The organism is Salinicola aestuarinus, from assembly GCF_003206645.1.
Lineage (GTDB): Bacteria > Pseudomonadota > Gammaproteobacteria > Pseudomonadales > Halomonadaceae > Salinicola > Salinicola aestuarinus.
In genome coordinates this window covers 376,033-397,180 of record NZ_PZJP01000008.1, presented here as the reverse complement: position 1 = coordinate 397,180, position 21,148 = coordinate 376,033, and the positions used below count along the sequence as shown (strand labels likewise).

20 protein-coding genes and 1 tRNA gene are annotated in these 21,148 nt (G+C 61.5%); 5 read left to right on the top strand and 16 right to left on the bottom strand.

All coding sequences use genetic code 11. From position 1 onward, the window contains the following. Nucleotides 1-120 precede the first annotated feature (120 nt). The 3 genes from DOM41_RS13810 to DOM41_RS13800 form a co-directional block, all read right to left on the bottom strand. Nucleotides 121-1,101 carry an alpha-E domain-containing protein gene (locus DOM41_RS13810; RefSeq protein ID WP_110687426.1) on the bottom strand — a complete coding sequence of 327 codons (981 nt, stop codon included), beginning with the start codon at nt 1,099-1,101 and terminating at the stop codon, nt 121-123. 1 nt (nt 1,102) lies between these two features. Beyond that, on the bottom strand, nt 1,103-2,557 hold the full coding sequence (locus DOM41_RS13805) for a circularly permuted type 2 ATP-grasp protein (protein ID WP_110687425.1): 1,455 nt from the start codon (nt 2,555-2,557) through the stop codon (nt 1,103-1,105). A gap of 261 nt (nt 2,558-2,818) precedes the next feature. Continuing rightward, complete coding sequence (locus DOM41_RS13800) at nt 2,819-4,006, bottom strand: benzoate/H(+) symporter BenE family transporter (protein ID WP_110687424.1); 1,188 nt, start codon at nt 4,004-4,006, stop codon at nt 2,819-2,821. A 154-nt stretch (nt 4,007-4,160) separates the two neighbouring features. On the opposite strand from DOM41_RS13800, the gene DOM41_RS13795 reads away from it, so the two are divergent. Next, entirely contained in the window at nt 4,161-4,712 is a 552-nt protein-coding gene (locus DOM41_RS13795; RefSeq protein ID WP_110687423.1) for a helix-turn-helix domain-containing protein, read from the top strand. Here DOM41_RS13795 and DOM41_RS13790 read toward each other — a convergent pair. From DOM41_RS13790 to DOM41_RS13780, 3 genes are all read right to left on the bottom strand, one after another. Next, entirely contained in the window at nt 4,684-5,601 is a 918-nt protein-coding gene (locus DOM41_RS13790) for an N-acetylmuramoyl-L-alanine amidase (protein WP_110687422.1), read from the bottom strand. The genes DOM41_RS13795 and DOM41_RS13790 overlap by 29 nt on opposite strands. A gap of 75 nt (nt 5,602-5,676) precedes the next feature. Beyond that, nucleotides 5,677-6,423, bottom strand: coding sequence for a DUF3307 domain-containing protein (locus tag DOM41_RS13785; RefSeq protein ID WP_110687421.1), 747 nt, complete (start codon nt 6,421-6,423; stop codon nt 5,677-5,679). Beyond that, complete coding sequence (locus DOM41_RS13780) at nt 6,420-7,052, bottom strand: hypothetical protein (protein WP_110687420.1); 633 nt, start codon at nt 7,050-7,052, stop codon at nt 6,420-6,422. The genes DOM41_RS13785 and DOM41_RS13780 overlap by 4 nt, the downstream gene beginning before the upstream one ends. 887 nt (nt 7,053-7,939) lie before the next feature. Between DOM41_RS13780 and DOM41_RS13775 the strand changes: the two genes are divergently transcribed. Continuing rightward, nucleotides 7,940-8,320: a histone-like nucleoid-structuring protein, MvaT/MvaU family gene (locus DOM41_RS13775; protein ID WP_110687419.1), complete on the top strand. Its 381-nt coding sequence runs from the start codon at nt 7,940-7,942 to the stop codon at nt 8,318-8,320. A 995-nt stretch (nt 8,321-9,315) separates the two neighbouring features. After that, nucleotides 9,316-10,719 (top strand): mannose-1-phosphate guanylyltransferase/mannose-6-phosphate isomerase, encoded by a 1,404-nt coding sequence (locus DOM41_RS13765; protein WP_110687418.1) that lies wholly within the window; start codon nt 9,316-9,318, stop codon nt 10,717-10,719. Nucleotides 10,720-10,816: 97 nt separating this feature from the next. On the opposite strand, the gene guaD is transcribed toward DOM41_RS13765, so the two are convergent. The 7 genes from guaD to DOM41_RS13730 all read right to left on the bottom strand — a co-directional run bounded on the left by guaD (nt 10,817) and on the right by DOM41_RS13730 (nt 18,099). Continuing rightward, the gene (gene guaD / locus DOM41_RS13760) at nt 10,817-12,127 is read right to left on the bottom strand and encodes a guanine deaminase (protein WP_110687417.1); all 1,311 of its coding nucleotides are present in this window, start codon (nt 12,125-12,127) and stop codon (nt 10,817-10,819) included. A 615-nt stretch (nt 12,128-12,742) separates the two neighbouring features. After that, on the bottom strand, nt 12,743-13,882 hold the full coding sequence (gene modC / locus DOM41_RS13755; RefSeq protein ID WP_245391851.1) for a molybdenum ABC transporter ATP-binding protein: 1,140 nt from the start codon (nt 13,880-13,882) through the stop codon (nt 12,743-12,745). Next, nucleotides 13,879-14,574 carry a molybdate ABC transporter permease subunit gene (gene modB, locus DOM41_RS13750; protein WP_110687415.1) on the bottom strand — a complete coding sequence of 232 codons (696 nt, stop codon included), beginning with the start codon at nt 14,572-14,574 and terminating at the stop codon, nt 13,879-13,881. Before modB ends, modC begins: the two co-directional genes overlap by 4 nt. A gap of 5 nt (nt 14,575-14,579) precedes the next feature. Next, a complete protein-coding gene (gene modA / locus DOM41_RS13745) occupies nt 14,580-15,368 on the bottom strand; it encodes a molybdate ABC transporter substrate-binding protein (RefSeq protein ID WP_110687414.1) in 789 nt (262 codons plus the stop codon). Nucleotides 15,369-15,473: 105 nt separating this feature from the next. Beyond that, the gene (locus DOM41_RS13740; RefSeq protein ID WP_110687650.1) at nt 15,474-15,881 is read right to left on the bottom strand and encodes a winged helix-turn-helix domain-containing protein; all 408 of its coding nucleotides are present in this window, start codon (nt 15,879-15,881) and stop codon (nt 15,474-15,476) included. Nucleotides 15,882-16,006: 125 nt separating this feature from the next. After that, nucleotides 16,007-16,498, bottom strand: a complete 492-nt coding sequence (locus DOM41_RS13735) for a methylated-DNA--[protein]-cysteine S-methyltransferase (RefSeq protein ID WP_110687649.1) — start codon at nt 16,496-16,498, stop codon at nt 16,007-16,009. 83 nt (nt 16,499-16,581) lie between these two features. Beyond that, entirely contained in the window at nt 16,582-18,099 is a 1,518-nt protein-coding gene (locus tag DOM41_RS13730) for a DNA-3-methyladenine glycosylase 2 family protein (RefSeq protein ID WP_245391850.1), read from the bottom strand. Between the two features lie 260 nt (nt 18,100-18,359). Here DOM41_RS13730 and kdsA point away from each other — a divergent pair, with 260 nt between their 5' ends. Both kdsA and DOM41_RS13720 read left to right on the top strand, forming a co-directional pair. Continuing rightward, nucleotides 18,360-19,205 carry a 3-deoxy-8-phosphooctulonate synthase gene (kdsA, locus tag DOM41_RS13725; RefSeq protein WP_110687413.1) on the top strand — a complete coding sequence of 282 codons (846 nt, stop codon included), beginning with the start codon at nt 18,360-18,362 and terminating at the stop codon, nt 19,203-19,205. Beyond that, nucleotides 19,205-19,759: a KdsC family phosphatase gene (locus tag DOM41_RS13720; protein ID WP_110687412.1), complete on the top strand. Its 555-nt coding sequence runs from the start codon at nt 19,205-19,207 to the stop codon at nt 19,757-19,759. The genes kdsA and DOM41_RS13720 overlap by 1 nt, the downstream gene beginning before the upstream one ends. A gap of 28 nt (nt 19,760-19,787) precedes the next feature. Here the strand turns inward: DOM41_RS13720 and DOM41_RS13715 are convergent, their stop codons facing one another. The 3 genes from DOM41_RS13715 to DOM41_RS13705 all read right to left on the bottom strand — a co-directional run bounded on the left by DOM41_RS13715 (nt 19,788) and on the right by DOM41_RS13705 (nt 21,056). Beyond that, entirely contained in the window at nt 19,788-20,510 is a 723-nt protein-coding gene (locus tag DOM41_RS13715) for an LrgB family protein (protein WP_110687411.1), read from the bottom strand. Then, complete coding sequence (locus DOM41_RS13710; protein ID WP_110687410.1) at nt 20,507-20,872, bottom strand: CidA/LrgA family protein; 366 nt, start codon at nt 20,870-20,872, stop codon at nt 20,507-20,509. The genes DOM41_RS13715 and DOM41_RS13710 overlap by 4 nt, the downstream gene beginning before the upstream one ends. A gap of 107 nt (nt 20,873-20,979) precedes the next feature. Further along, nucleotides 20,980-21,056: transfer RNA gene (locus tag DOM41_RS13705), tRNA-Pro, on the bottom strand. Between the last annotated feature and the right edge of the window lie 92 nt (nt 21,057-21,148).

The window sequence follows — 21,148 nt, the reverse complement described above, 5'->3', positions numbered from 1 at the left end:
CGCTAACCGTGCCGTGAATCAGGCATGGCTAGCGGTTCGGAGGCTGTCGACTGGATTTCATCGAGACGCCCGCGTCATCGTCGCCGACGTGTCGCGGGGGCTCTTCGATGCTTGGGGGGATCAATCCTCGTCGGTTACTACCGCTTCGGTGTCATCCAGCAGGCGGTGGTTGACTACGAAATAGGCACTGGCGATGGCATCGTGGAGGGCGTTGAAGCCGATCTGAAGATCATCGATCACCTGATGCAGCGACTCTGGCGCATGAGAGAGTGTCTGAACGTCGGCTTCTGCGACTTCCGCTCGCACCATCGTCGCGGCCGCTAGCGGACGGTCGTGATGCGGCAGTGATTCGAGTTGTCGGCTGACTTCCTCGAGGCTTCGCAGCACCGAGCGCGGTAGCGTTCGGCTCTGCAGGAGAAACCGCAGTACATCGGGACCGCGGACCCGCAATCGCACTTCCTGACGATACATCTGATAGGCCGTCAGCGATTTCAGCACGCTCATCCATTGAAGATTCTCGAACGGCACCAGCTCTTCCGGTGACCGCGGCAGCAGGTTGCTCGAGCGCACGTCGATAATGCGCGTGGTCATGTCGGCGCGCTCGATATGTCGCCCCAATGTCAGAAAGGTGCGGGCGTCGACATGGCTGAGGGTGCCCTCGATCAGGCCGGTCAGCGTCTGGCAGGCGCGGATGACATTCTTGAGGAAGTCGTCGCGGTGTCGTGCACGCAGCACGTCGTCGCTTTGTTCGGCGAGCGTCAGATAGCAGTGGTTGACCTCCTCCCAAATCTCTCGGGGTACCACGTCCCGAGTCGTGCGCAGGTTCTCCCGTGCCTGACCCAGCGAAGAGAGAATCGAGCTTGTGTGCTCTCGTGAGAGGCATAAGAACGTGATGACATTCTTCTCGTTGCGCTCGGCGTAAAGGGTATCGAACAGTGCGCCCGCGGCGGCAATGTCGATCAGCGAGGACCAGCTCAGCGCCGCACGGCCCGGCATGTCCAGCAACAGATTGCTGCTGACACTGACCAGGCGCGCGGTGTCTTCGGCGCGCTCGATGTAGCGCGCCACCCAGTAGAGGTTTTCGGCGACTCTCGACAGCATCTCACTTCCCCTCGGTTTCGACGATCCAGGTGTCTTTGCTACCGCCGCCTTGGGAAGAGTTCACGACCAGCGAATTCTCCACCAGTGCGACCCGCGTCAGTCCGCCGGTCGTGACCTGTGTCTGCGTGCCGGACAGGATGAAAGGGCGTAAATCCACGTGACGAGGGTGTGGCGTCCCATCAAAGAGAGTGGGCGCGGTGGAGAGTCCCAGTGTCGGCTGTGCCATGTAGTTGCGAGGATCGCGTTCGATACGGGCAGCGAACTCGTGGCGTTCCTCCGGCGTCGAACGGGGACCAATCAACATACCGTAGCCACCGGACTCGTTGGCCGGTTTGACCACCAGCTCCTCGAGATGCTCCAGCACGTAGCGTCGATCCTTCTCGAACATGCAGAGGTAGCTCGGGACGTTGGGGAGTAGCGCGGGCTGGTCGAGATAGTAGCGAATCAGTTCGGGCACGAAGGTGTAGACGACCTTGTCATCGGCAACACCGGCGCCGGGTGCGTTGGCGAGGGCGACGTTGCCGGCTCGCCAGGCTCTCATCAGACCTGGCGTACCGAGCATCGAATCGGGAAGAAATGCCTCCGGATCGAGGAAGAGGTCGTCCACCCGGCGATAGATGACATCGACCCGTCTCAAGCCGCCGACCGTGTGCATGTAGACGACGTCGTCGCGGCCCACCGTCAGGTCGCTCCCCTGAACCAGTTCTACCCCCATCTGCTGAGCGAGATAGGCGTGCTCGTAGTAGGCCGAGTTATAAATGCCAGGGGTGAGAATCACGACCTGAGGATCATCGCTGGGGCGCGGCGAGAGGCTGGCGAGCGTGTCATAGAGCTGTGACGGATAGTCATCGATGGGCAGGATGCGTCCGGTCTCGAAGAGCTCGGGAAGAATGCGCTTGGTGACGTTGCGGTTCTCGAGCATGTACGAGACCCCCGAGGGGACCCGCAGGTTGTCCTCCAGTACGTAAACCACGCCATCCGCGTCGCGGACCAGGTCAGAACCGCAGATATGGGCCCAGACACCCTGAGGCGGCGTGACGCCCACACATTGCGGACGAAAATTGACCGATTGTGCGAGCACTTCGCGCGGCAGGATGCCGTCCGACACTACCTTCTGGTCGTGGTACAAGTCGTCGATGAAGAGGTTGAGCGCATCGGCACGCTGCTTGAGGCCGGCTTCGATGGTGCGCCACTCATCGGCGGCAATGACTCGCGGCACGATGTCGAACGGCCAGGCGCGGTCAATTGTGCTGCCCTCGGTGTAGACCGTGAATGTGATCCCCATCGTGCGGATCGCGACCTCGGCCGCTGTCTTGCGCTCGTCGAGCTCCGCTGGCGTAAAGCTCGCCAAACGATCGCAGAGCGGCTTTGCCGCCTCACGGGGGAGGCCGTGACCATCGAGCAGTTCGTCGAAAAAGCCCTGACTCGGGTATTGCGTCCAGTTAACGTTCCCCATATCGCCGGACTCCTCTGCGGTGAGTTTGCGATCGCATCGTGATGACCGCTCCGCTCTGAAGCCCTCGCGACGGGTTCGATTTTGGCGGGCAGCCCCATCCCGGGCGGGAAGGTGACGCGCTTTGGTAGCTTAGCGACGACCGCTGGAGACCGCTACTTCGACGTTCAACGCCGCAGGTTGAGTTTTTTGCCTCCTCAGGGCGCTCGTGGATAATCCCTTTGGCCGCTGACGCAAAGAGTGAATGGCACTGACCGCGTGAGGCTACTGCCCCGATGACGAAAGCCGAAGACGCGCTACACCCAGCGCGAGCATGCCGGCGACGAGGCCCCAGAATGCCGAACCGACACCGAATAGCGTCACCCCGGATCCGGTGACCAGGAAGGCGATCAGCGCGGGTTCCCGGTGAGATTCAGCGTCGAGTGCACGATATAGACTGGTGCCGATCGTCGGCAGCAGCGCCAGGCCTGCGATGGCGATGACGAAGGCGTCCGGAAGCGCGTCGAACAGCGTGCCGATGGAACCGCCGAAGATGCCCGCCAGCAGATAGAAGCCGCCGGCGCAGACGGCTGCGGGATAGCGCTTGCGGGGGTCGGGGTCGACGTCCGGGCCCATGCAGATTGCGGCGGTGATCGCCGCAAGACAGACCGTATAGGCGCCGAACGGAGCGAGTAGCAGAGCGGTAAGTCCGGTCCAGATCATCAGTGGCGATATGGGCGCGTCGAATCCCGCGCCGCGGAGCGTGGCGACACCCGGCGCGTTTTGCGACGCCATGGTGACGACGAACAGCGGGATGCCGATGCCGATTAGGCTCGAGACAGAGAACGTCGGCCAGACCAGTGTCGGCGCGATGACCGCAAAATGGGCTTCCTCGGTATCGATCTTCCCGCAGGCGCCGGCATAGGCCAGCCCCACCAGCAGCACCACCAGTATTCGTTGCCTTGGCAGCCAGCGCTGAGCCAATAGATAGCTTGCCAGCATCAGACCGACGAGCGTGAACTCGCTCTCCAGTGAGACAAACGCTTCCAGACCGAATCGCAGCAGTACCCCGGCGAGCATGGCAGCAGCGATAGCGTCAGGGATGATCTGCATCAGCTTGGCGAACCAGCCGGTGATTCCGCAGACCAGGATCAGCGCGGCACAGAGGACAAAGATGCCGATCGCATCGCTGAGCGGCACACCGGGAAGACTGACCGCCAGCAGTGCCGCGCCGGGTGTCGACCAGGCGGTAAGAATCGGCTGACGGTAGCGAAGCGATAGCCCGATCGAGGTGATGCCCATGGCTAGCCCGAGCGCCGCTAGCCAGCCGCCGATTTCGCGGGGCGTTGCACCCGCGGCTGTCGCTGCCTGAAAGATGATTACAGCGGAGCTGGTATAGCCCACCAGTACCGCGACGAACCCCGCCGTGATGTGAGAGGCGTTGAGCGTGCGCCAAAAGCTGGGTTCGGCCATGGGGTCTCCTGAACGGCAGGTGTGCGTTATAACGCATAGCAAAGGTTAATGTGCGTCATAGCGCACGACTTGTCGACCGTCTAGCGTTAACGTGTCGATTTATCGCGGACGTTGAGATGAGGAGTCACAGGTGGCGACATCAGCTGGCGGGGAAATGCAGGCGGACAGAGTGGCCATCGGTCAGCAGCTCAGGCGCTTACGTCGTGAACAGCAATGGAGTCTCGACCGGCTGGCTATGGAGGCTGGTGTCAGCAAGGCGATGCTGGGGCAGATCGAGCGCGGCGAGTCGATGCCCACCGTGTCGACGCTCTGGAAGGTCGCCAGCGCCTTTCGGACCCCGCTGTCGTACTTTCTGGGTGCCGCCACGCTGCCCGCCGTCGCGCCGCAGCCAGGCTGGCATCAAGATGCCTCGGGGATGGCGGTCCAGCCGCTTTTCCCGTTCGACCCCGCCCTTGGTTTTGAGATGTTCGTGATCGATCTACAGCCGGGGGCGTTGAGCGAATCGGCCCCTCACTCGCCGGGGGTGGTCGAAGATGTCGTCGTCGTGGACGGGGAAATGGCGCTATTCGTCGATGGGGAATGGCAGGTATTGACCGCAGGCGACGGGCGGCGATTCGCTGCCGACCAACCGCATGCCTACCGCAACGATGCCGAGCGGCCGGCACGGTTCCATGATCTCATTCACTATCCGGGCGCCGGCGGTTGAGAGGGGGCAGTGACGGTTTGCCGAGCGCGGAGGCGCTGCCATTCTGGTGTCGGGCACTCTGCGTCGGGGGAGGTGTGATTCTCGAAATCGCCTCGGGATGATAGCGCGCCACCAGCGCCCAAAGCCGGGCGAGCGTGTCGGTATCCCGCTCGCCGGTAACCGCCCCAGGTCGGAAATGCATCTGAAAGGCGCGGGTGACGTCGTGGTTCAGCTCGCTCCATTCACCGTCGGCGGGCAGGGCATAGCCGTAAGCCCGAAGCGCACGCTGGTACTGCACAAGTGTTGGCGGCGCGCGATCGAAGGCGCGCCGGAACCGTTCGACGTCAGCTTCGCGAGGCCAGGCGCCGATGCCGGCGAGGTGGAGTCGATGCCAGGGAAATCGCGGTCCTGGGTCGATCTTGCGCTGCGGGGCGATATCCGAGTGTCCGACGATTGCCGTCGGGGGAAGGTCGTAGCGAGTGGCCAGATCGCTGACCAAAGCGATGACGGTCTCAATCTGTGTATCCGGGTATTCTTGCCAGCGGCGGCCCCGCGGCGTGTCGGTCGGGCCATCGTTGACGATTTCGACACCAATCGAGGTGTCATTGAGCTGCGTGCGATCCTCCCAGGCACTGACGCCGGCATGCCAGGCGCGCTGCTGCTCTCCGACCAGCTGGCGCACCACCGGTTGACCGTGCGCGATGGGGGAGCGGGAGACCAGATAGTGTGAGCTTACCTTGGGGCCCATCAGCGTGGTCAGCGCACGCTGTTCCTCGGAGTCGGTGTAGTGGAGTACCACGTAGCGAATGCGGTGATTGAAGGCGCTGGACGTTGCCGACGCATCCACGCGATAGCCGTTGCGCTGCTCGAATTCGCCACCCGCACAGCCGCCGAGCGCAAGCAGAGTCATTACCAGGCCTAGCCTGCCGAGTGAAACGCACAAGTCACGGAACATCATGGTTTGCCCTTGGCGGTGAGTCTGGCGCTAAAGGTGCGCCAGCAGATAGCGCGCGGTCAGACCCAGCATTAGCGTCATCGAGACGCTGAGCATGGTGCCCAGCAGTACGTACTCGGTCAGCTTGCGGTCCCTGTCACGACGAAGATCGCCAAAGCGCAGAACGGATTTGGCCGTGAGCAGAAAACCGATCGCCGCTAGCTGATCGCTGAGAACGAAGGTCAGGATCAAAAATCGCTCAAGCATGCCGATCCTTGCACCCGCATCCGCCAATGTCCCGCCGGTATCCACATCGCGGCTCCAGCGAGCCATGATCATGGCGATCAAGATCGACAGGGGCTTCAAGGCAATCAGATAGGTGAGGGCCATCACAAGCAGGCGCGGCGTTATCCACCCGTGAAGATGATCGCCGAGTACCGTCAAGTCGAATCCTGCGAGCCACGCCCATACGGCGGTGAGCACGACAACGTGTATCGTTTGATCGATAACAAAGTAGCGGATGGGACAGCCGCGGGTGTAGCTCTTCAGCGTATCGATCAGCCAGTGCGACCCCCCGACGACGCCGGCGCCGATCAGGCTCTGGCCGAGTTCGACGCCCAGCGCCAGTGTGGCGGCGAACGTCATTAGCGTGTGCAAGCCGACGTGATAATAGAGTGCATGGGCGCGCGCGTGCCGCTGGGCCTTCTCTTTCGCCCAGGCGTCGCTCTGTAGCACGAAGTCACCGATGACGTGGACGAGCAGCAGCGTTAGCAGAATCGAAAGCTCAAAGTCGCTCATGCCAGTGATTCCAGCCTCTGACGCATGAAGGTCAGGAAATCTTTCACCAGTGACCATCGGGCGGCAGTCAGGCGGCGATTGATGGTGGGTTGCGATCGTTCGAGACGGATCGCCAACTCGCTTTGGGTCAGCGACGTTGTCAGGCTGAGTCGAACCACCTCGGCGGCGTTGTGCGACCACTGGCCGACGATGTCGTCAACGAAGCGAATCAGCAGATCGATCTCGCGCTGCTCCTGCGAAAGGAAAAGCCCCAGTCGCTGATCGTTGCGACTCAAGTCATCCAGTCCCTGACCGGAGCGTACGAACGCGGGGCCATCGGCGTCGGTGAAATTGCCCTCGGTGGGCATTTCAGACCCGCCCAGGCTAGCGGAGACTCTGGCGTCCCAGGGCTGTCGTCTTGATGGCGAGTGTTCTAACAGACTGGCGCGTATCAATACCGCGGCGCGCATGACGTCGGCACCATCGGGAATGGCGATCTGGAAAGCATCGCCACGATAGCGCATTCCCACGCCGCCGAAGCTCTCTCGCACGCGAGCCAGTGTAAGGTCGAGCGCATCGCGCAGCGCCTGCTTATCGTCGATCGCCCGCGATCCTACGATATCACCGCTGAGTATTCCGATCGTCTGCATAGCGACCTCGTCCCTCTGGGTTCGTCACGCGTTATAGCTTTATATCACTATTATTCAGGCTATGCGTAAAAAAGGCTATTAATTATCGTTCGATACGCCTCTGGGATCCGGCATCGACCGAAGGTTACTGTAGCGGAGCGACTGTACATGCATACAGTTAATTTGTGTCACCGTCCGTGCTTTTGATACGCCGCCAGGGCTGCTAGGCAATAGTGGCGACAAAGCCTCATGTCGACGACGACGGTGTCCCAAAGGCTTGGGATCCAATCATAGGTGCCAATGAGACGCGCAAGCCGGAGAGCCACAGTCGAATTCAGAAGCCACGCGGGCAAATGGACAGGGGGAAAGATACCCCGGTCGCGATTTCGACAATCAAGCAGTAGGAACGAGCGTATTGCCGTCGGTGAGGGATAGGCGGGATTGCTCTCATCCCTCTTGATGACGCTGGGTGGACTTGGTCACCTCGATGATGGCCGACTGGCCGATTGGCCGACTGGCCGAGGCGAACGACGACCACGCGTTGTACCGACGCCAGCGCCCGGCCATCATGGCCGGATAGCGTGACCGACAGTCGACGCGAACCCAGACTGAGCAATGTTGTCCACCCATAAGCCATGAATGACTTTCGCTTGAAATCGCGATAGCCAGGATCGAAAGGGAAGTGGCGGGTAAATGAGAGCGTGTAAACGCAGCGCTGACGTTACAAGGATAAATGGGTTTCAAATGCGGTTCAGTCTGACGTTTTTAGCATCCGCTATCGCGAACCAGGCGTAATATCGCTCGAAATGAGAGTCGGGTGAGAATTACACTGTTCAAAGGCTTGCATATTAACGTCATCTGGCAATAATGTGTGCGCCTATGGTTCTACAACGCAACGGAAACCGATAATGTCCCTACTCAGTGACTACGTCAAAAAAGAACAACTTCTCAAGCAGCTCGAGCAAGAGCTCAAGCAGATGGAAGGCGATCAGCGTCTCAAGGCCGAGCTCGAGTTCAAAGAGAAGCTGGAAGCACTGATGACCGAATACGGCAAATCGGCCGCCGATGTCATCGAGCTGCTGGGGCCGAAGCCGGAGTCGAACGGGTCGGCGCAGCAGTCTGGCAAAAGCACGGGTGGTCGCCGGAAGCGCAAGCTGAAAATCTACAAGAATCCGAATAGCGGAGAGGTCGTCGAGACACGTGGGGGTAACCACAAGACACTCAAAGCCTGGAAGGATGAGCACGGTAGCGAAACCGTCGAATCCTGGGTGGTCCGCACCGAAGATTGAGGCACCCCTCGTCGGTCCGGGTATTATCCGGCTTGGCGACTGAACGATCAAAAACGCTCATCCTTCCGGGTGAGCGTTTTTTTTCGCGGTACCCAACATCATGGCGTTTGATTCCACCACGAGCCACGACGGGTAGCCTAGGGGACGCGCACCAGACATGTCGGATGATTTCGATGCCAACTTCGTCTATGCTTGGTCGTCCCGTGGCATGCCGCGAGCGCAGGAGGTTTCGATATCCCGGTCATCGCTCCTGCGTGTATCGGCGGCTGCGATCCCTTCACGCCAATCAAGGGTTTGATCTTTTACGCTATGGCCGCGAACGAACGCTTCAATAAACCCCGCCCGATGGATGAACGAGAAAAACTCCGTAAGTTTCGAGAAATTGACGATGCTTTCGCTCAAGCACTGAGAGATATGGATGGCTCCTCGCCACTCCCAACGTCTCCCCCCCCGGAAAGCCCCGATTTCGAAACGCGCTTGTCGTTGCTGATGGAGGAATACGCTCTGTCGCGAGAGAGCGTTCGCCACTTGGTTGAAACACTCGTTGAGTGCAAACAGTTCAGTTGAAATTTTATTGAGTCAATTGATAGATTTTAGACCTGCCGCTGAGTCTGCGGCATTAGGTCGCATCGACAATAATAATGGCAGATGAGTCGAGAGGAGATGACTTGTGACGGCCCTTATCCTTATGGCAGCCAAGCTCCCAAAGGCAGCTCTGATCAGGAGTCGTCGCAACGCTTGAGTGACGCCGCATCGATGACACCACGCGATAACGTTCGGCTCAACGAGCGTAGGCTGCCGCAAGTGGGTGCCGTCGAAATGAATCGCTGCAGGTCATGCGCACGGTCTTTTGAATATTGCTAGTCTTTCCAGAAGTTCGCTCGGCTGACATTCTGGCGAATGACCGGTCAGGCAATGACCCACGCCTCATGGCAACGACGCAGGCGGTGCGTCGTTGAACCGCTCTTACATTTCCGGCGAAGGCGAGCGAAGCAATGCTGATACCCGTGATACTGGCAGGGGGTGCCGGCACGCGACTGTGGCCTGTTTCGCGTGCGAGCTATCCCAAACAGTTTTTACCGGTCGTGGGAGAGCAGAGCATGCTCGTCGAGACGCTCTCGCGCCTGAAGCCGGCTGCCACCGGCGATCCCATCGTGATTTGTCAGGAGTCTCATCGGTTTCTGGTCGCGGAGCAGCTCCGGGCGGTCAACCAGCGCGCCGAGATCGTACTCGAGCCGATGATGCGCAATACTGCGCCAGCGATCGCGGTTGCCGCGCTCGCCGCTCTGGAGAGAGACGAAGAGGCGATGCTGCTAGTGCTGCCGGCAGATCACGCCATCGCCCAGCCAGAAGCACTGCTGGCCGCGCTGGAACCCGCGCGGATCGCGGCTCAGACAGGCAAGCTTGTGACCTTTGGGATCCATCCTACCCGCGCCGAGACCGGCTACGGTTACATCGAGGCTGAAGAGCCGGCGGCCGACGCTGCGGTGCCCGTCATTCGCTTCATCGAAAAACCGGCGCCCGCCGTGGCGGCCGACTATTTCGCAGGGGGGCGACATCTCTGGAATAGCGGCATGTTCATGATGCGCGCGGATCGCTATCTCGAAACGCTTTCAATCGAAAGACCGGCAATGCTCGCTGCGGTATCGGCTGCCTGGAGAGGACGAGCATCGGATCTGGACTTCCTGCGGCTTGACGCTGAGGCCTTTGCGCGCTGCGAATCGGAATCGATCGACTACGCCGTGATGGAGAGCACACCGGATGCCAGTGTCGTGGCCCTGGATGCGGGATGGTCGGACGTCGGCTCCTGGGAATCGCTATGGGAGATCGCGGACAAGGACCCCGATGGCAATGCGCTCGACGGCGATGTGATGATCGAGGACGTTGGCGACAGCCTGATCTACGCGGAGAGCCGATTAGTGGCTGCGGTTGGCGTGAGAAATCTGCTGATCGTCGAGACGGCGGATGCGGTCATGGTGGCGCCGCGAGCGTCAGCGCAGGCCGTCAAGACGCTGGCGGAATCGCTCAAGCGTGTAGGCCGCCCGGAATGGAATCAGCATCGCCGCGTCCACCGTCCTTGGGGCAGTTACGACGGCATTCATGCCGCTGACCGCTACCAGGTGAAGCAGATCTGCGTGGCACCCGGCGCCCGGCTTTCCCTGCAGCGCCACTTTCATCGGGCCGAACACTGGATCGTCGTGCGGGGCACGGCACGCGTCACCCGCGGAGATGACACCTTCCTGCTCGAAGAAAATCAGTCGACCTACATCCCGTTGGGCGTGATTCATCGTCTCGAAAACCCGGGCAAGATTCAGCTCGAGCTGATCGAAGTGCAAAGCGGGAGTTATCTGGGAGAAGACGATATCGAGCGTTACGACGACGTGTATCACCGCGACTGACAGGCCCCTCTGCGATGGTCGGTGAACCGTCGATAGTAGCGGATGATCCCGCTAGCCGGTGAGTGGCGCCCTCATCAGACTCTTATCCATCGCGGGCTCAGCGGGTATGGACTTGCCGCCCGTCGGCCCAGGTGGCGCTGATGGTGCGGTCATCGCTCAGCATCATCAGGGCGAAGAGCCTTTCACTCAGTGTCTCGGCCTGAGAAAGCCGGCGCGACAGCAGCGGCGTGGCATTCGGGTCGAGCACTGCGATGTCGGCTTCGTGACCGGCTTGCAACGTGCCGATGTTAGCCTCCAGATGCAGCGCCCGCGCATTACCCAGCGTTGCCTGGTAAAACCCCTGCCAGCCGGTCAGCGCTTGACCCAGAAGGGCACCGACCTGATAGGCACCCTGCAAGGTCCCAAAAACCGACAGCGAGGTGCCGGCGCCGATATCGCTGGCCAGCGAGGTCGCCAGTCCCGCTTCGCGGCATGCGATGCGATCCATCAGGCCACTGCCGAGAAATAGGTTCGACGTCGGGCAGAAAGCGACATTGGCGCCACGCTCGGCCAGTCGACGGCGTTGGTTGGCATCGAGGTGAACGCCATGAGCGAAGGTGCTTCTCGGCCCCACGAGCCCGTAATGCTCGTAAACGTCCAGGTAGTCCCGTCGCTCGGGAAAGAGCTCTCCCACCCAGGCAATCTCACCGCGATTCTCCGACAAATGTGTCTGGAGATGGAGATCCGGCGCATCGCGCAGAACGCCGCCAACGGCGTCGAGCTGCTCGCGAGTCGACGTCGGTGCAAAGCGCGGAGTCAGCGTGTAAGACAGTCGATCTCGCCCGTGCCAATCCGCAATCAGCCGTTCACTGTCGCGAATGCTGCCAAGGGTGTCATCGATCAAGGTTTCCGGCGCATTGCGATCCATCAGTACCTTGCCTGCGATCATGCGCAGGCGGCGGCGCGCACTGGCCTCGAAGAACCGGTCTACTGAAATGGGGTGCGACGAACAGAAGACCTGTGCAGTGGTCGTCCCGACACGTAACAGTTCATTCAGGAAGCGCTCGGCGGCGGCGCTGGCAAACGCCTCGTCGGCGAATCGGCATTCGGCGGGGAAAGTGTAGTCGTTGAGCCAGTCGAGAAGTTGGCGACCATAGGAGGCCATGACGTCGAGCTGCACGTAATGCACGTGGCTATCGATGAAGCCGGGCATCATCAGCTTGTCGCGATAGTCGACGATATCGATCTCGGCCGGAAGGTGATCGGCGAGTACCGCGAAAGGCTCTACGGCGTGAATCCGTCCATCGACGATCCAGATGGCGCCGTCGTCGAGATAGCGCGTGCTGCCGGGGGCAGGGATGATCTCTTCACCCGGGTCATCGAGGCAGGTGAAAAGCGGTCCCCGGAGTAAGGTTTGCTGGGTAGTCATGCGCGCTCGGCTGGTAGGCGACGGCCAAAGGGCGCCGCTCACTGTCGAATGAATCCAGAGGTGGTTCTGGGACCTCTTTAGCGATTGCCGCAGGCGGCTTGAGGTCAGGCCCGAGTATAATGGGAGAATAAGTTTGGGTGAAGGCAGCCGCTTGCCGCAGGAAATGGCACCTGGCCTGCCCCGTTAAGTGTCATGAATAACAACAACGCGCACTGATCGATTCAATGCAAGGCCAAGTAATGAACAGGCTGCAATGACGGAATCACACAAGAAGTCGATGGGGGGATAGATTGGCGAGCGGGGCGATAGTGGCGGTTCAAGCGATTATCCGCGCGAATGCGGATGCGATTCCCTTCGCACTCGACATCCCGTCGAGCCTCTTCCTGAAAGTCCGGCGACATCCTTTTCGCGTGCGATCGTCTCTCCCTGGACGCCATCCCTGACGAAGATCCTGCGCTACGGTGCCTCCTCCATGAGGCCGCTTCCCTGCTAGCCGAGCTCCTGGTGCGTATTGTAAACGCTTACCAATCAAGCTCGCTAATAAGAAATGACTTAAACCCTCAAATACTACAAAACGTTACTTTTAAGCCGTATTAATTCAGTTGAACTAGATAACTAATTGATAGGCTCGAGGGTGTCATCAAATGAAACACTACGGATCAACGCCACGACTTTTTTACCAGGAATGATCTGAAGTTCGTCACAGGCCTGTCGCGTTAGACGGGCGCGGAGTCGCTGCGTGCCGATAACGAGTCGCAACTCCATGGCGCTCGGTTCGTGATCCGAGGGCATCATCGCTTCAACAGTGGCCCACAAGCCATTGCGATAGCTGGTGTTCGTTGGCATGCGTAGCGCTATTGCGACGTCCCGGACCCCAACACGAAGGCGCACGGGGCTTGACGGTGAGAGGTCGAGCATCGGCACGCGCAGTCGCTGACCGTCAGCCAATCCGACATCGGTCAACGCATAATGCGGGTCATGAGCCATCACCTTGCCTGTCAGGCGCGTGGCGGCATCGAATCCGCCGAGGCGCTGCGTCAGGTCCAGCCTTAGCATGAGTGCGTCCAGCTCGCCGTAGGCGGCGACTTGGCCGTCTTCCAGAACCGCCAGGTGATCGGCGATCGCGGTGATCTCGGCTGGGTCGTGGCTGACGTAGACCACCGGGATGTCGATTTCCCGCGTGAGTCGTACCAGATAACGAAGCAGCTCTCCTTTTCGCTCGCCATCGAGACCGGTGAGAGGCTCATCCATCAGCAGCAGCCGCGGGCCGGTAAGCAGGGCGCGCCCGATCGCCACTCGTCGTGCCTCGCCGCCGGATAGCATGCCGGGCATGCGATCGAGAAGGTGCTGGATACCGAGCAGTGCGACGAGGTCGTCGAATTTTGAACGGCCATCGCGCGGCATGCCGTAGGTCAGGTTGCTTCGGACGCGGTAATGGGGAAACAGCCGGGCTTCCTGAAACACCACGCCGAGCCCCCGGTGGTGAATCGGCAGATGGACGCCGCGCGCCGTATCGGCCAGAACGCGTTCCCCCAGTGTCACACGACCGCTATCCGGGCGATCGAGCCCGGCCATCAAGCGCAGCAGGGTGGTCTTGCCGCTACCGGAAGGACCGAAGAGCGCAGTGACGCCACTGGCCGGCACGTCGAGAGAGACGTTCAGCGAAAAGGCGCCTTGGCGCTTGCGAACCTCGCAGGAGAGCGCATTGGGTGTCGTCGCCGCCGGAACGCCGCCGCAAGCGTCTCGTCGATTCACAGGTCTCGCTCCTGCAGACGCAACCGGGCACGGCGAGCCAGCCATTCGGAAGCGATCAGCGAGACCATGGCGATGGCAACCGCGATGACGCAGAGCCTGGCGGCGGCGTTCTCTTTACCCGGCGTCTGAATCAGGGTGTAGAGCGCCAGCGGCAAAGTGCGTGTCGCTCCGGGAATGTTGGAGGCAAAGGTGATGGTCGCACCAAACTCCGAAAGCGCGCGGGCAAATGCCAGCACGGTACCGGTTAGCAGCCCGGGGATGGCCAGCGGTAGCGTAATCGTGAAGAGCACACGCAGCCGATTGGCGCCGAGCGTACTCGCCGCCGCCTCGAGTTTGGGGTCGACCGCCTCCAGCGAGAGTCGCACCGCTCGCACCAGTAGAGGAAACGCCATGACGCCGCCCGCGACCGCCGCGCCCTGCCAGGTAAACGGCAGCGACACGCCGAATGTCTCGAAAAGCCATTGCCCAAGCCAGCCACTACGCCCCAGTGAGAGCAGCAGCAAGTAACCGACCACCACCGGCGGTAGAACTAATGGGAGGTGTATCAGGCCATCGAGCAATGCCTTGCCGCGGAACTCGCGCCGTGCCAGCAGCCAGGCCAGGGCGATGCCGGGAACCGCGATCCAGCCAACGGCGGTGCCGGCGATCTTCAGGCTGAGTGCTATCGCCTGCCATTCGGCTTCGGAAAGCATCACAGTCAGTCGGCGCTGGCCGGCGTAAAGCCGTAGCCTGAAAAGAGTGAACGCGCCGTATCGCCAGCCAGCCACGCCCGAAACGCCTGAGTCGCCTCACTGGGTTGAGCGCTGACGATCGCCATGGGGTAAGTGATGGGATCGTGGGTGGCATCAGGAAAGACGCCCAGTGTCTTCACCCCGTCGCTGGCTGCTGCATCCGTCTGATAGACGATACCCAGCGGCGCCTCGTGGCGTTCGACCAGGGCCATGGCGGCGCGGACGTTGTCGCCGTTGGCCAATCGAGGCGCCAATGCCGTCCATTGGTCAAGCGATGTCAGTGCCTGCCTGGCGTAAATGCCGGCGGGTACGTGATCGGTATCGCCCACCGACAGGCGCTCGCCATCTTTGAGTAGCGAGACCAACTGCTGGCTGCCGTCGAGCGATGTGGTGCTCAAATCGCTGTCGTCTGGGGCGATCAGCACCAGACGATTGTCGAGAAGATCCATCCGCTGCTGAATGGGCGTGTCCTGTTCGGCCAGCCAGTTCATCCATTGCTCGTTGGCGGAGAGGTAGATCGCTGCCGGGGCGCCATTGGCGATCTGACGGGCCAGCGTCGACGAGGAGGCGTAGACCGGCACGATGTCGACGTCATGATTCGATTCGTAGCGGGCGATGACGCTGTCCATCGCATCCGTCAGCGAGGCCGCGGCATAGACCTGGACCGTTTCGCCTGCCTGCGCGTTCAGTGGCGTGACAAGAACGGTCAAGGTGAGTGCTAACAATGACGCAGGCGAGTAGCGAAGAGATGACATACGAATTCCCGCTATGTATGGGTGGAAATAGCGGGACCACTATAGTCATCGCTTGAGTCTCGGTCGAGGAGAGATCGAGCGATGTAATGGTTAGCCGGCACGGGCCTAGGTCGACGACGCGTCATCGGTCGGCGTGTCGTCGGTCGCGTCGGTCGCGTCGGGCAGTGCCATGAGAGCTACTAGCTGCTCGGCTTCGGGGAGCGCGGCGACGGCCTGGGTGAGCGCGCGATACCGGGCGACAAGCACTTGCCCGGAAGATGTGACGACGGCGCCGCCGCGTTGGCTGCCGCCGGCGCGAGTTTCCAGCACCGGGCGCTCCAGGTGCCGGTTCATCGTTTCGATCAGTCGCCAGGCCTTCTTGTAGCTGAGGCCCATCTCCCGACAGGCGGCAGCGATCGACCCGTGTCGCTCGATCGCCTCGAGCAGAGCGATCTTGCCTGGCCCAACGGCGACGTCACCGGCGACAGCGAGTCGTAGCTGCAAGCGGGGAGGAGAGGAAAAAGCGCGCGACATGGGGGCACCCAAGGCAGTGGCGAGAATAGCGTGAATGGTGCCGTGCATCGGCTAGCCGATGGAAGAGCCTGTGCCATTTAGAGGACGCCGCGACTCGGGTGAATGAGTGTGCCATGCGAACGTGTTCAGCGCCGCGATCCCCTGTGCGGTGTTTCGCGCCACCCCTCGTGCTCAAGCAGCCACCGTTTGCGTGCGAGCCCACCGGCGTAGCCGGTCAGCGTTCCATCGGTGCCGATGACACGATGACAAGGGACGATTATAGGTAGCGGATTGCGAGCGTTGGCCATGCCCACGGCGCGTGAAGCGGTCGGGTGTTCGATGGCAACGGCGAGTTCCCGATAGCTTTTCGTCTCGCCCCAAGGTATGGCGGCGAGTGCTTGCCAGACGCGTTGCTGGAAATCCGTACCCTGAGGTGACAGGGCAAGTTCGAAGCGCTCGAGCTCGCCGGCAAAATACGCCTGGAGTTGACGCGCGCACTCCTGGGTCAGTTTGCTCGGCCGCGCAGCCGATTGGCGCTGTGACACAAAGTCGATGCGTGTAATGCCGGTCGTGTCGGCGCGAATCTCAAGCGCACCCGGCCACGCATCACTCGGCGGCACGAAGTAGTCGCGTGCCATCGAGGAGGAACTAACGCCCGGTCGTACTGGCCTGGTCGGCGGGTCCGCCAGCGCGTCGGGTGACGTTTCAATCGATAGCTGGGTCATATCACGGCATTCCAGAGTTGCAGCGTTAAATAACTCCGCCAGGGGGCGGCGGCTGTCGGCTCAACGGGAGACTCGAGCCCCCTGAGCGCTCGCTTGATGCCGACGTCGCCGGCGAGCCATACGTCGGGGTCGTTGAGGCCGCGAAACCGGGCAACGGCCGCGGTCCAGGGACCGATTCCCTTGAGTTGCGTCCAGTCGTCGGGGTCATCACCGATCTCAGCGTCACGGTAGGCGCTGGCGAAGCGAATGAGTGTCTCACGACGGCGGGCGGGCATGCCGAGAAAGGCCAGGTCGCTCTGCGCAACCGCTTCTGGTGTCGGAAAGTCGCGGCGCGTAAGACTCGAGGCGTCATGTGTTCCTGGGGCATCAGCCTCTCTGTTGGCGTGGCCATCGCCGAGTTCGTCCACCAGTCGCTGAATCAGTCGAGTCGCTGCGGCGATGGAGACATGCTGGCCGAGAATGCCCCGGACCCCGGCTTCGAAAGGACTCCAGAGCCCGGGGATGCGCAAGCCGTGTTGCAGGGCCAGCGTAGGCAACGCGGACTGCAGATGATTCTCGATGGTGGTGATGTCGGCATCGAGATCCAGGACCTGACGAATTCTCTGAACCACTGAGTCGAGCACACTCAGGTCATCCAGTTTGACGGTGACGTCGAAACGATGGTGCGCCGGGACATGGACGGCGGTGAACTCGCCTCTGACTGCGCCCATAAGCAACGTGCGCCCGTAGGCGTGCTCGTTGATCCATTCCAGCCCATCGATCACGTGGAGTCGATGAAAGTGGCGTAGTCGCTCCCACGCGTAAGGCGGGCGATAGCTGAGTTTCAGTGTCAAGGCATCGTCACTCGAGGCGTCGCGTCGGATATCGGTCGGCGCGATTGTCATTTGGCGTTTGAAAGCGTCGTTAAAGCGGCGAAGGCTGGAAAAGCCGCTCGCATAGGCAATGCGAGTGACGGGAAGTGTTGTCTGGTGAAGCAGCTGCTTGGCGAAAAGACATTGGCGGTACAGCGCGTAAGCCTTGGGAGCCACGCCGAAGCGGTGCTGGAAAAGATGGCGCAGATAGCGCTCGCTGATTCCCAGACGCGAGCAGAGGCCGCCGACGCTTCCCCGTTGCAGCTCGCCTTCGTGAATCAGGCGCAGGGCGCGCGTTAACGTCGTCTCCACCCCGCGCCAGGCGCTGGAGCCCGGGGCACTGTCGGGACGACAGCGCAGGCAGGGGCGAAAACCCGCGCCGACGGCGGCAATCGCGCTGTCGAAATAGCGCACGTTGTGCTCCAGCGGCGGCGTGGCCGCGCAGATCGGCCGACAGAAGATACCGGTCGTGCTGACGCCGATGAAGAAGCGCCCGTCGAAGCGCGCATCCCTCGCCAGTCGGGCCCGTCGGCACTCGGTCGGCGTCAACGCGCTTGCTCCCACGGCGGTCGCGCTGCTGGCGGCCGTCACGTTCGCTCCGGCCGTCGAGTCGACGACAGGCGCGACTGATGTCGGCGTTGGCATGACCGAGGGCTCCGTCATGGCATGGGCTCCTGACCGGGCGCGATGAGAGTGAACCCAGTGTAGCGCGCTCGGCGTCAAGGGCTCGCCGGATCCGGCAATCGATGTCACCTCGCTGCTGGATAGCGTTGCGCGCGCGACCGCCCTCGGCCAAGCCGTACCGTCACGATAGCGGGCATCGAGCTGGAGCCGGAAAGGGTTTTTGGGGATACTCGCGAACGAAACGATGCCGAGATTCGATCCGAGCATTCGAACCGCAAGAGTTGAAGAGAGGTAGCGCGATGAAGTCCGTTTCGATAGCCGGTCTCCCGGTAGCCAATGATCGACCGTTCACGCTCTTTGGCGGGATCAATGTGCTCGAGGACCGGGACAGTACGCTGAAGGCTTGCGAGGCCTATGTCGAGGTGACCCGCTCGCTCGACATCCCCTACGTGTTCAAGGCGAGCTTTGACAAGGCCAACCGTTCTTCGATCCACTCCTTTCGCGGCGTGGGCATGGAGGAGGGGCTGAGAATCCTCGACTCGGTCAAGCAGGCCTTTGGGGTGCCGGTCATCACCGATGTCCACGAGATCGAGCAGGCCGCGCCTGTCGCCGAGGTCGCGGATATCATCCAGCTACCTGCCTTTCTGGCGCGGCAGACCGATCTGGTCGTCGCCATGGCGCGCACCGGCCGACCGATCAACGTCAAGAAGCCTCAATTTCTCAGCCCCGGACAGATGAAGAACATCGTCGACAAATGTGCTGAGGCCGGCAACGAGCAGATCGTACTGTGTGAGCGGGGCACCTGCTTCGGTTATGACAACCTGGTTGTCGACATGCTCGGATTCCGCGAGATGATGGCGGTGAGTCAGCAGGCGCCGGTCATCTTCGATGTCACGCATAGCCTTCAGCGTCGCGATGCCACCAGCGAGGCCTCCGGCGGTCGGCGCCAGCAGGCCCTGGAACTTGCAAGGGCGGGCATGGCCGTTGGCCTGGCAGGTCTCTTTCTCGAGGCTCACGCCGATCCGGATCGGGCGCGTTGCGATGGCCCGAGCGCGCTGCCACTCGACAAGCTCGAGCCTTTCCTTGCGCAGATCAAGGCGATCGACGATCTGGTCAAGGGCTTTTCGCCGGTCGAGATCCGCTGATGGCCCGGACCGACCGTCGCGCCGAGCTCGCGCTGATCCTCTTCGACGTCGACGGGGTGCTCACCGATGGCACGCTGCTCATCGGCCCCGATGGTGAGGCGCTCAAACCCTTCAACGTGCACGACGGTATTGCGGTGGGCCTGCTGCGTCATCATGCCATTCAAAGCGGTGTGCTTTCGGCGAAGTCGAGCGCGCCGCTGTTGACGCGGGCGAACCAGCTCGGCATGGATGTCATCAAGACGGGCTTTCAGCGCAAGCTCGATGCGCTGCAACAGATCGTTGAGAGCACGGGGATCCCGCCAGAGCAGATTGGCTTTGTCGGTGACGACGTCATCGATATTCCCGTGATGCAGCGAGTGGGAGTCGCCTACGCCCCGCGAGATGCGCATCCTCTGGTGCGCGAGCAGGCGGACTTCGTCTGCCATAAGACCGGCGGGAACGGCGTGGCTCGTGAGGTGGCAGAGGATCTTCTCGTCGCCCGCGGGTTCGACCTCAACGCCATGTACGCGCACCTGACCGACGACGATGATGCGCTGCTGTCGCTGGTGCAGTGAGCCAAGACGGGCGGGCTGAACACCGACGTCAAATGCCTAGTAAATGGACGATCGGAGGCAATACGAAGGCGGTGACGAGGCCCGACAGCCCCATCGCCAGTCCCGAGAACGCGCCGGCGACGGCCCCGTAGTTGGCGAAGGCGTGAGCGGTGCCGAAGCCATGAGCGGATAGCCCCAAGGTGTAACCGCGAATCGTCGGGTCGGTGATCCGGGTCCAGCGAAAGATCCAGGGGCCGATGATGCAACCAATGACGCCGGTGAGCAGTACCAGGCCCGCAGCGAGGGAGGGAATGCCGCCGATTTTCTCTGCGATCCCCATGGCGATGGGGGACGTCACCGATTTCGGCGCAAGAGTGAGTGCGGTCTCCCGGCCCGCGCCGAGGGTCAGCGCGATCCCCACCGCCGATACGATCGCGGTCGTGACGCCGACGAGGGTGCCGATGGCGATCGGCAGCAGCATGCGTCGTACCCGCTCACGATGATCGTAAAGCGGGATCGCCAGTGCCACGGTCGCCGGACCGAGTAGAAAGTGCAGAAATTGCGCGCCCTCGAAATAGGTTGGGTAATCGGTTTGCGTCAGCGTGAGAAAGCCGATGAGCAGGGCGATCGCAATAATCACCGGATGGAAAACGGGGTTACCGCCCGCCAGACGGTTGATTCGGCTCGCGATAAGAAAGGCGAGAAGCGTCGCCAGCAGGTGCAGTAGAGGGCTGGCCGAGAGATAGACCCAGACGTCACCGAGGCCGCTCATCGAGACGCCTCATCGTCACGCCGGCGCCGAGTCAAAGCCTTGAGCGTCTGGCTGGTGACAAGCAGTGTGATGGCTGAGGAAACGACGAGGGTGATAATCAGCGTCCAGAACTCGCGACTGATCAGATCGAAGTGTTCGATCAGCCCCACGCCGGCGGGAACGAAGAGCAAGGTCAGGTATTTCAGTAGTCCCTCGCCCATGCTGCGCAGCCCGGCGGGCACGCCACCGCGTATCAGGAGTGCGGCCAGCAGGATCACCATACCGAGTACGGGGCCGGGTATCGGGAGTGACAGGGCGCGGCTGGTGAGCTCGCCCAGAAACTGACACCCCAGGAGAATGCTCATTCCGACGATCAGTGGCATGACGTTCGGGCTCTGGCATGATGCCGACAAGGTCGACTTGACGAATAAGAGGCGGGCCAAACGAAAGAAAGGGCCATCGACAGCGTCGATAGCCCTTTCTCTATATCTGGTCGGAGCGACAGGATTCGAACCTGCGACCTCTGCAACCCCATTGCAGCGCGCTACCAAGCTGCGCCACGCTCCGATCTGCTTCCGGGTCTCCCCGAAACGCAGCGTATACTACCCTGCGTTTACGGAAATGAAAAGCGTGTGTTTGGGCTTTTTTTCAATGAGTTG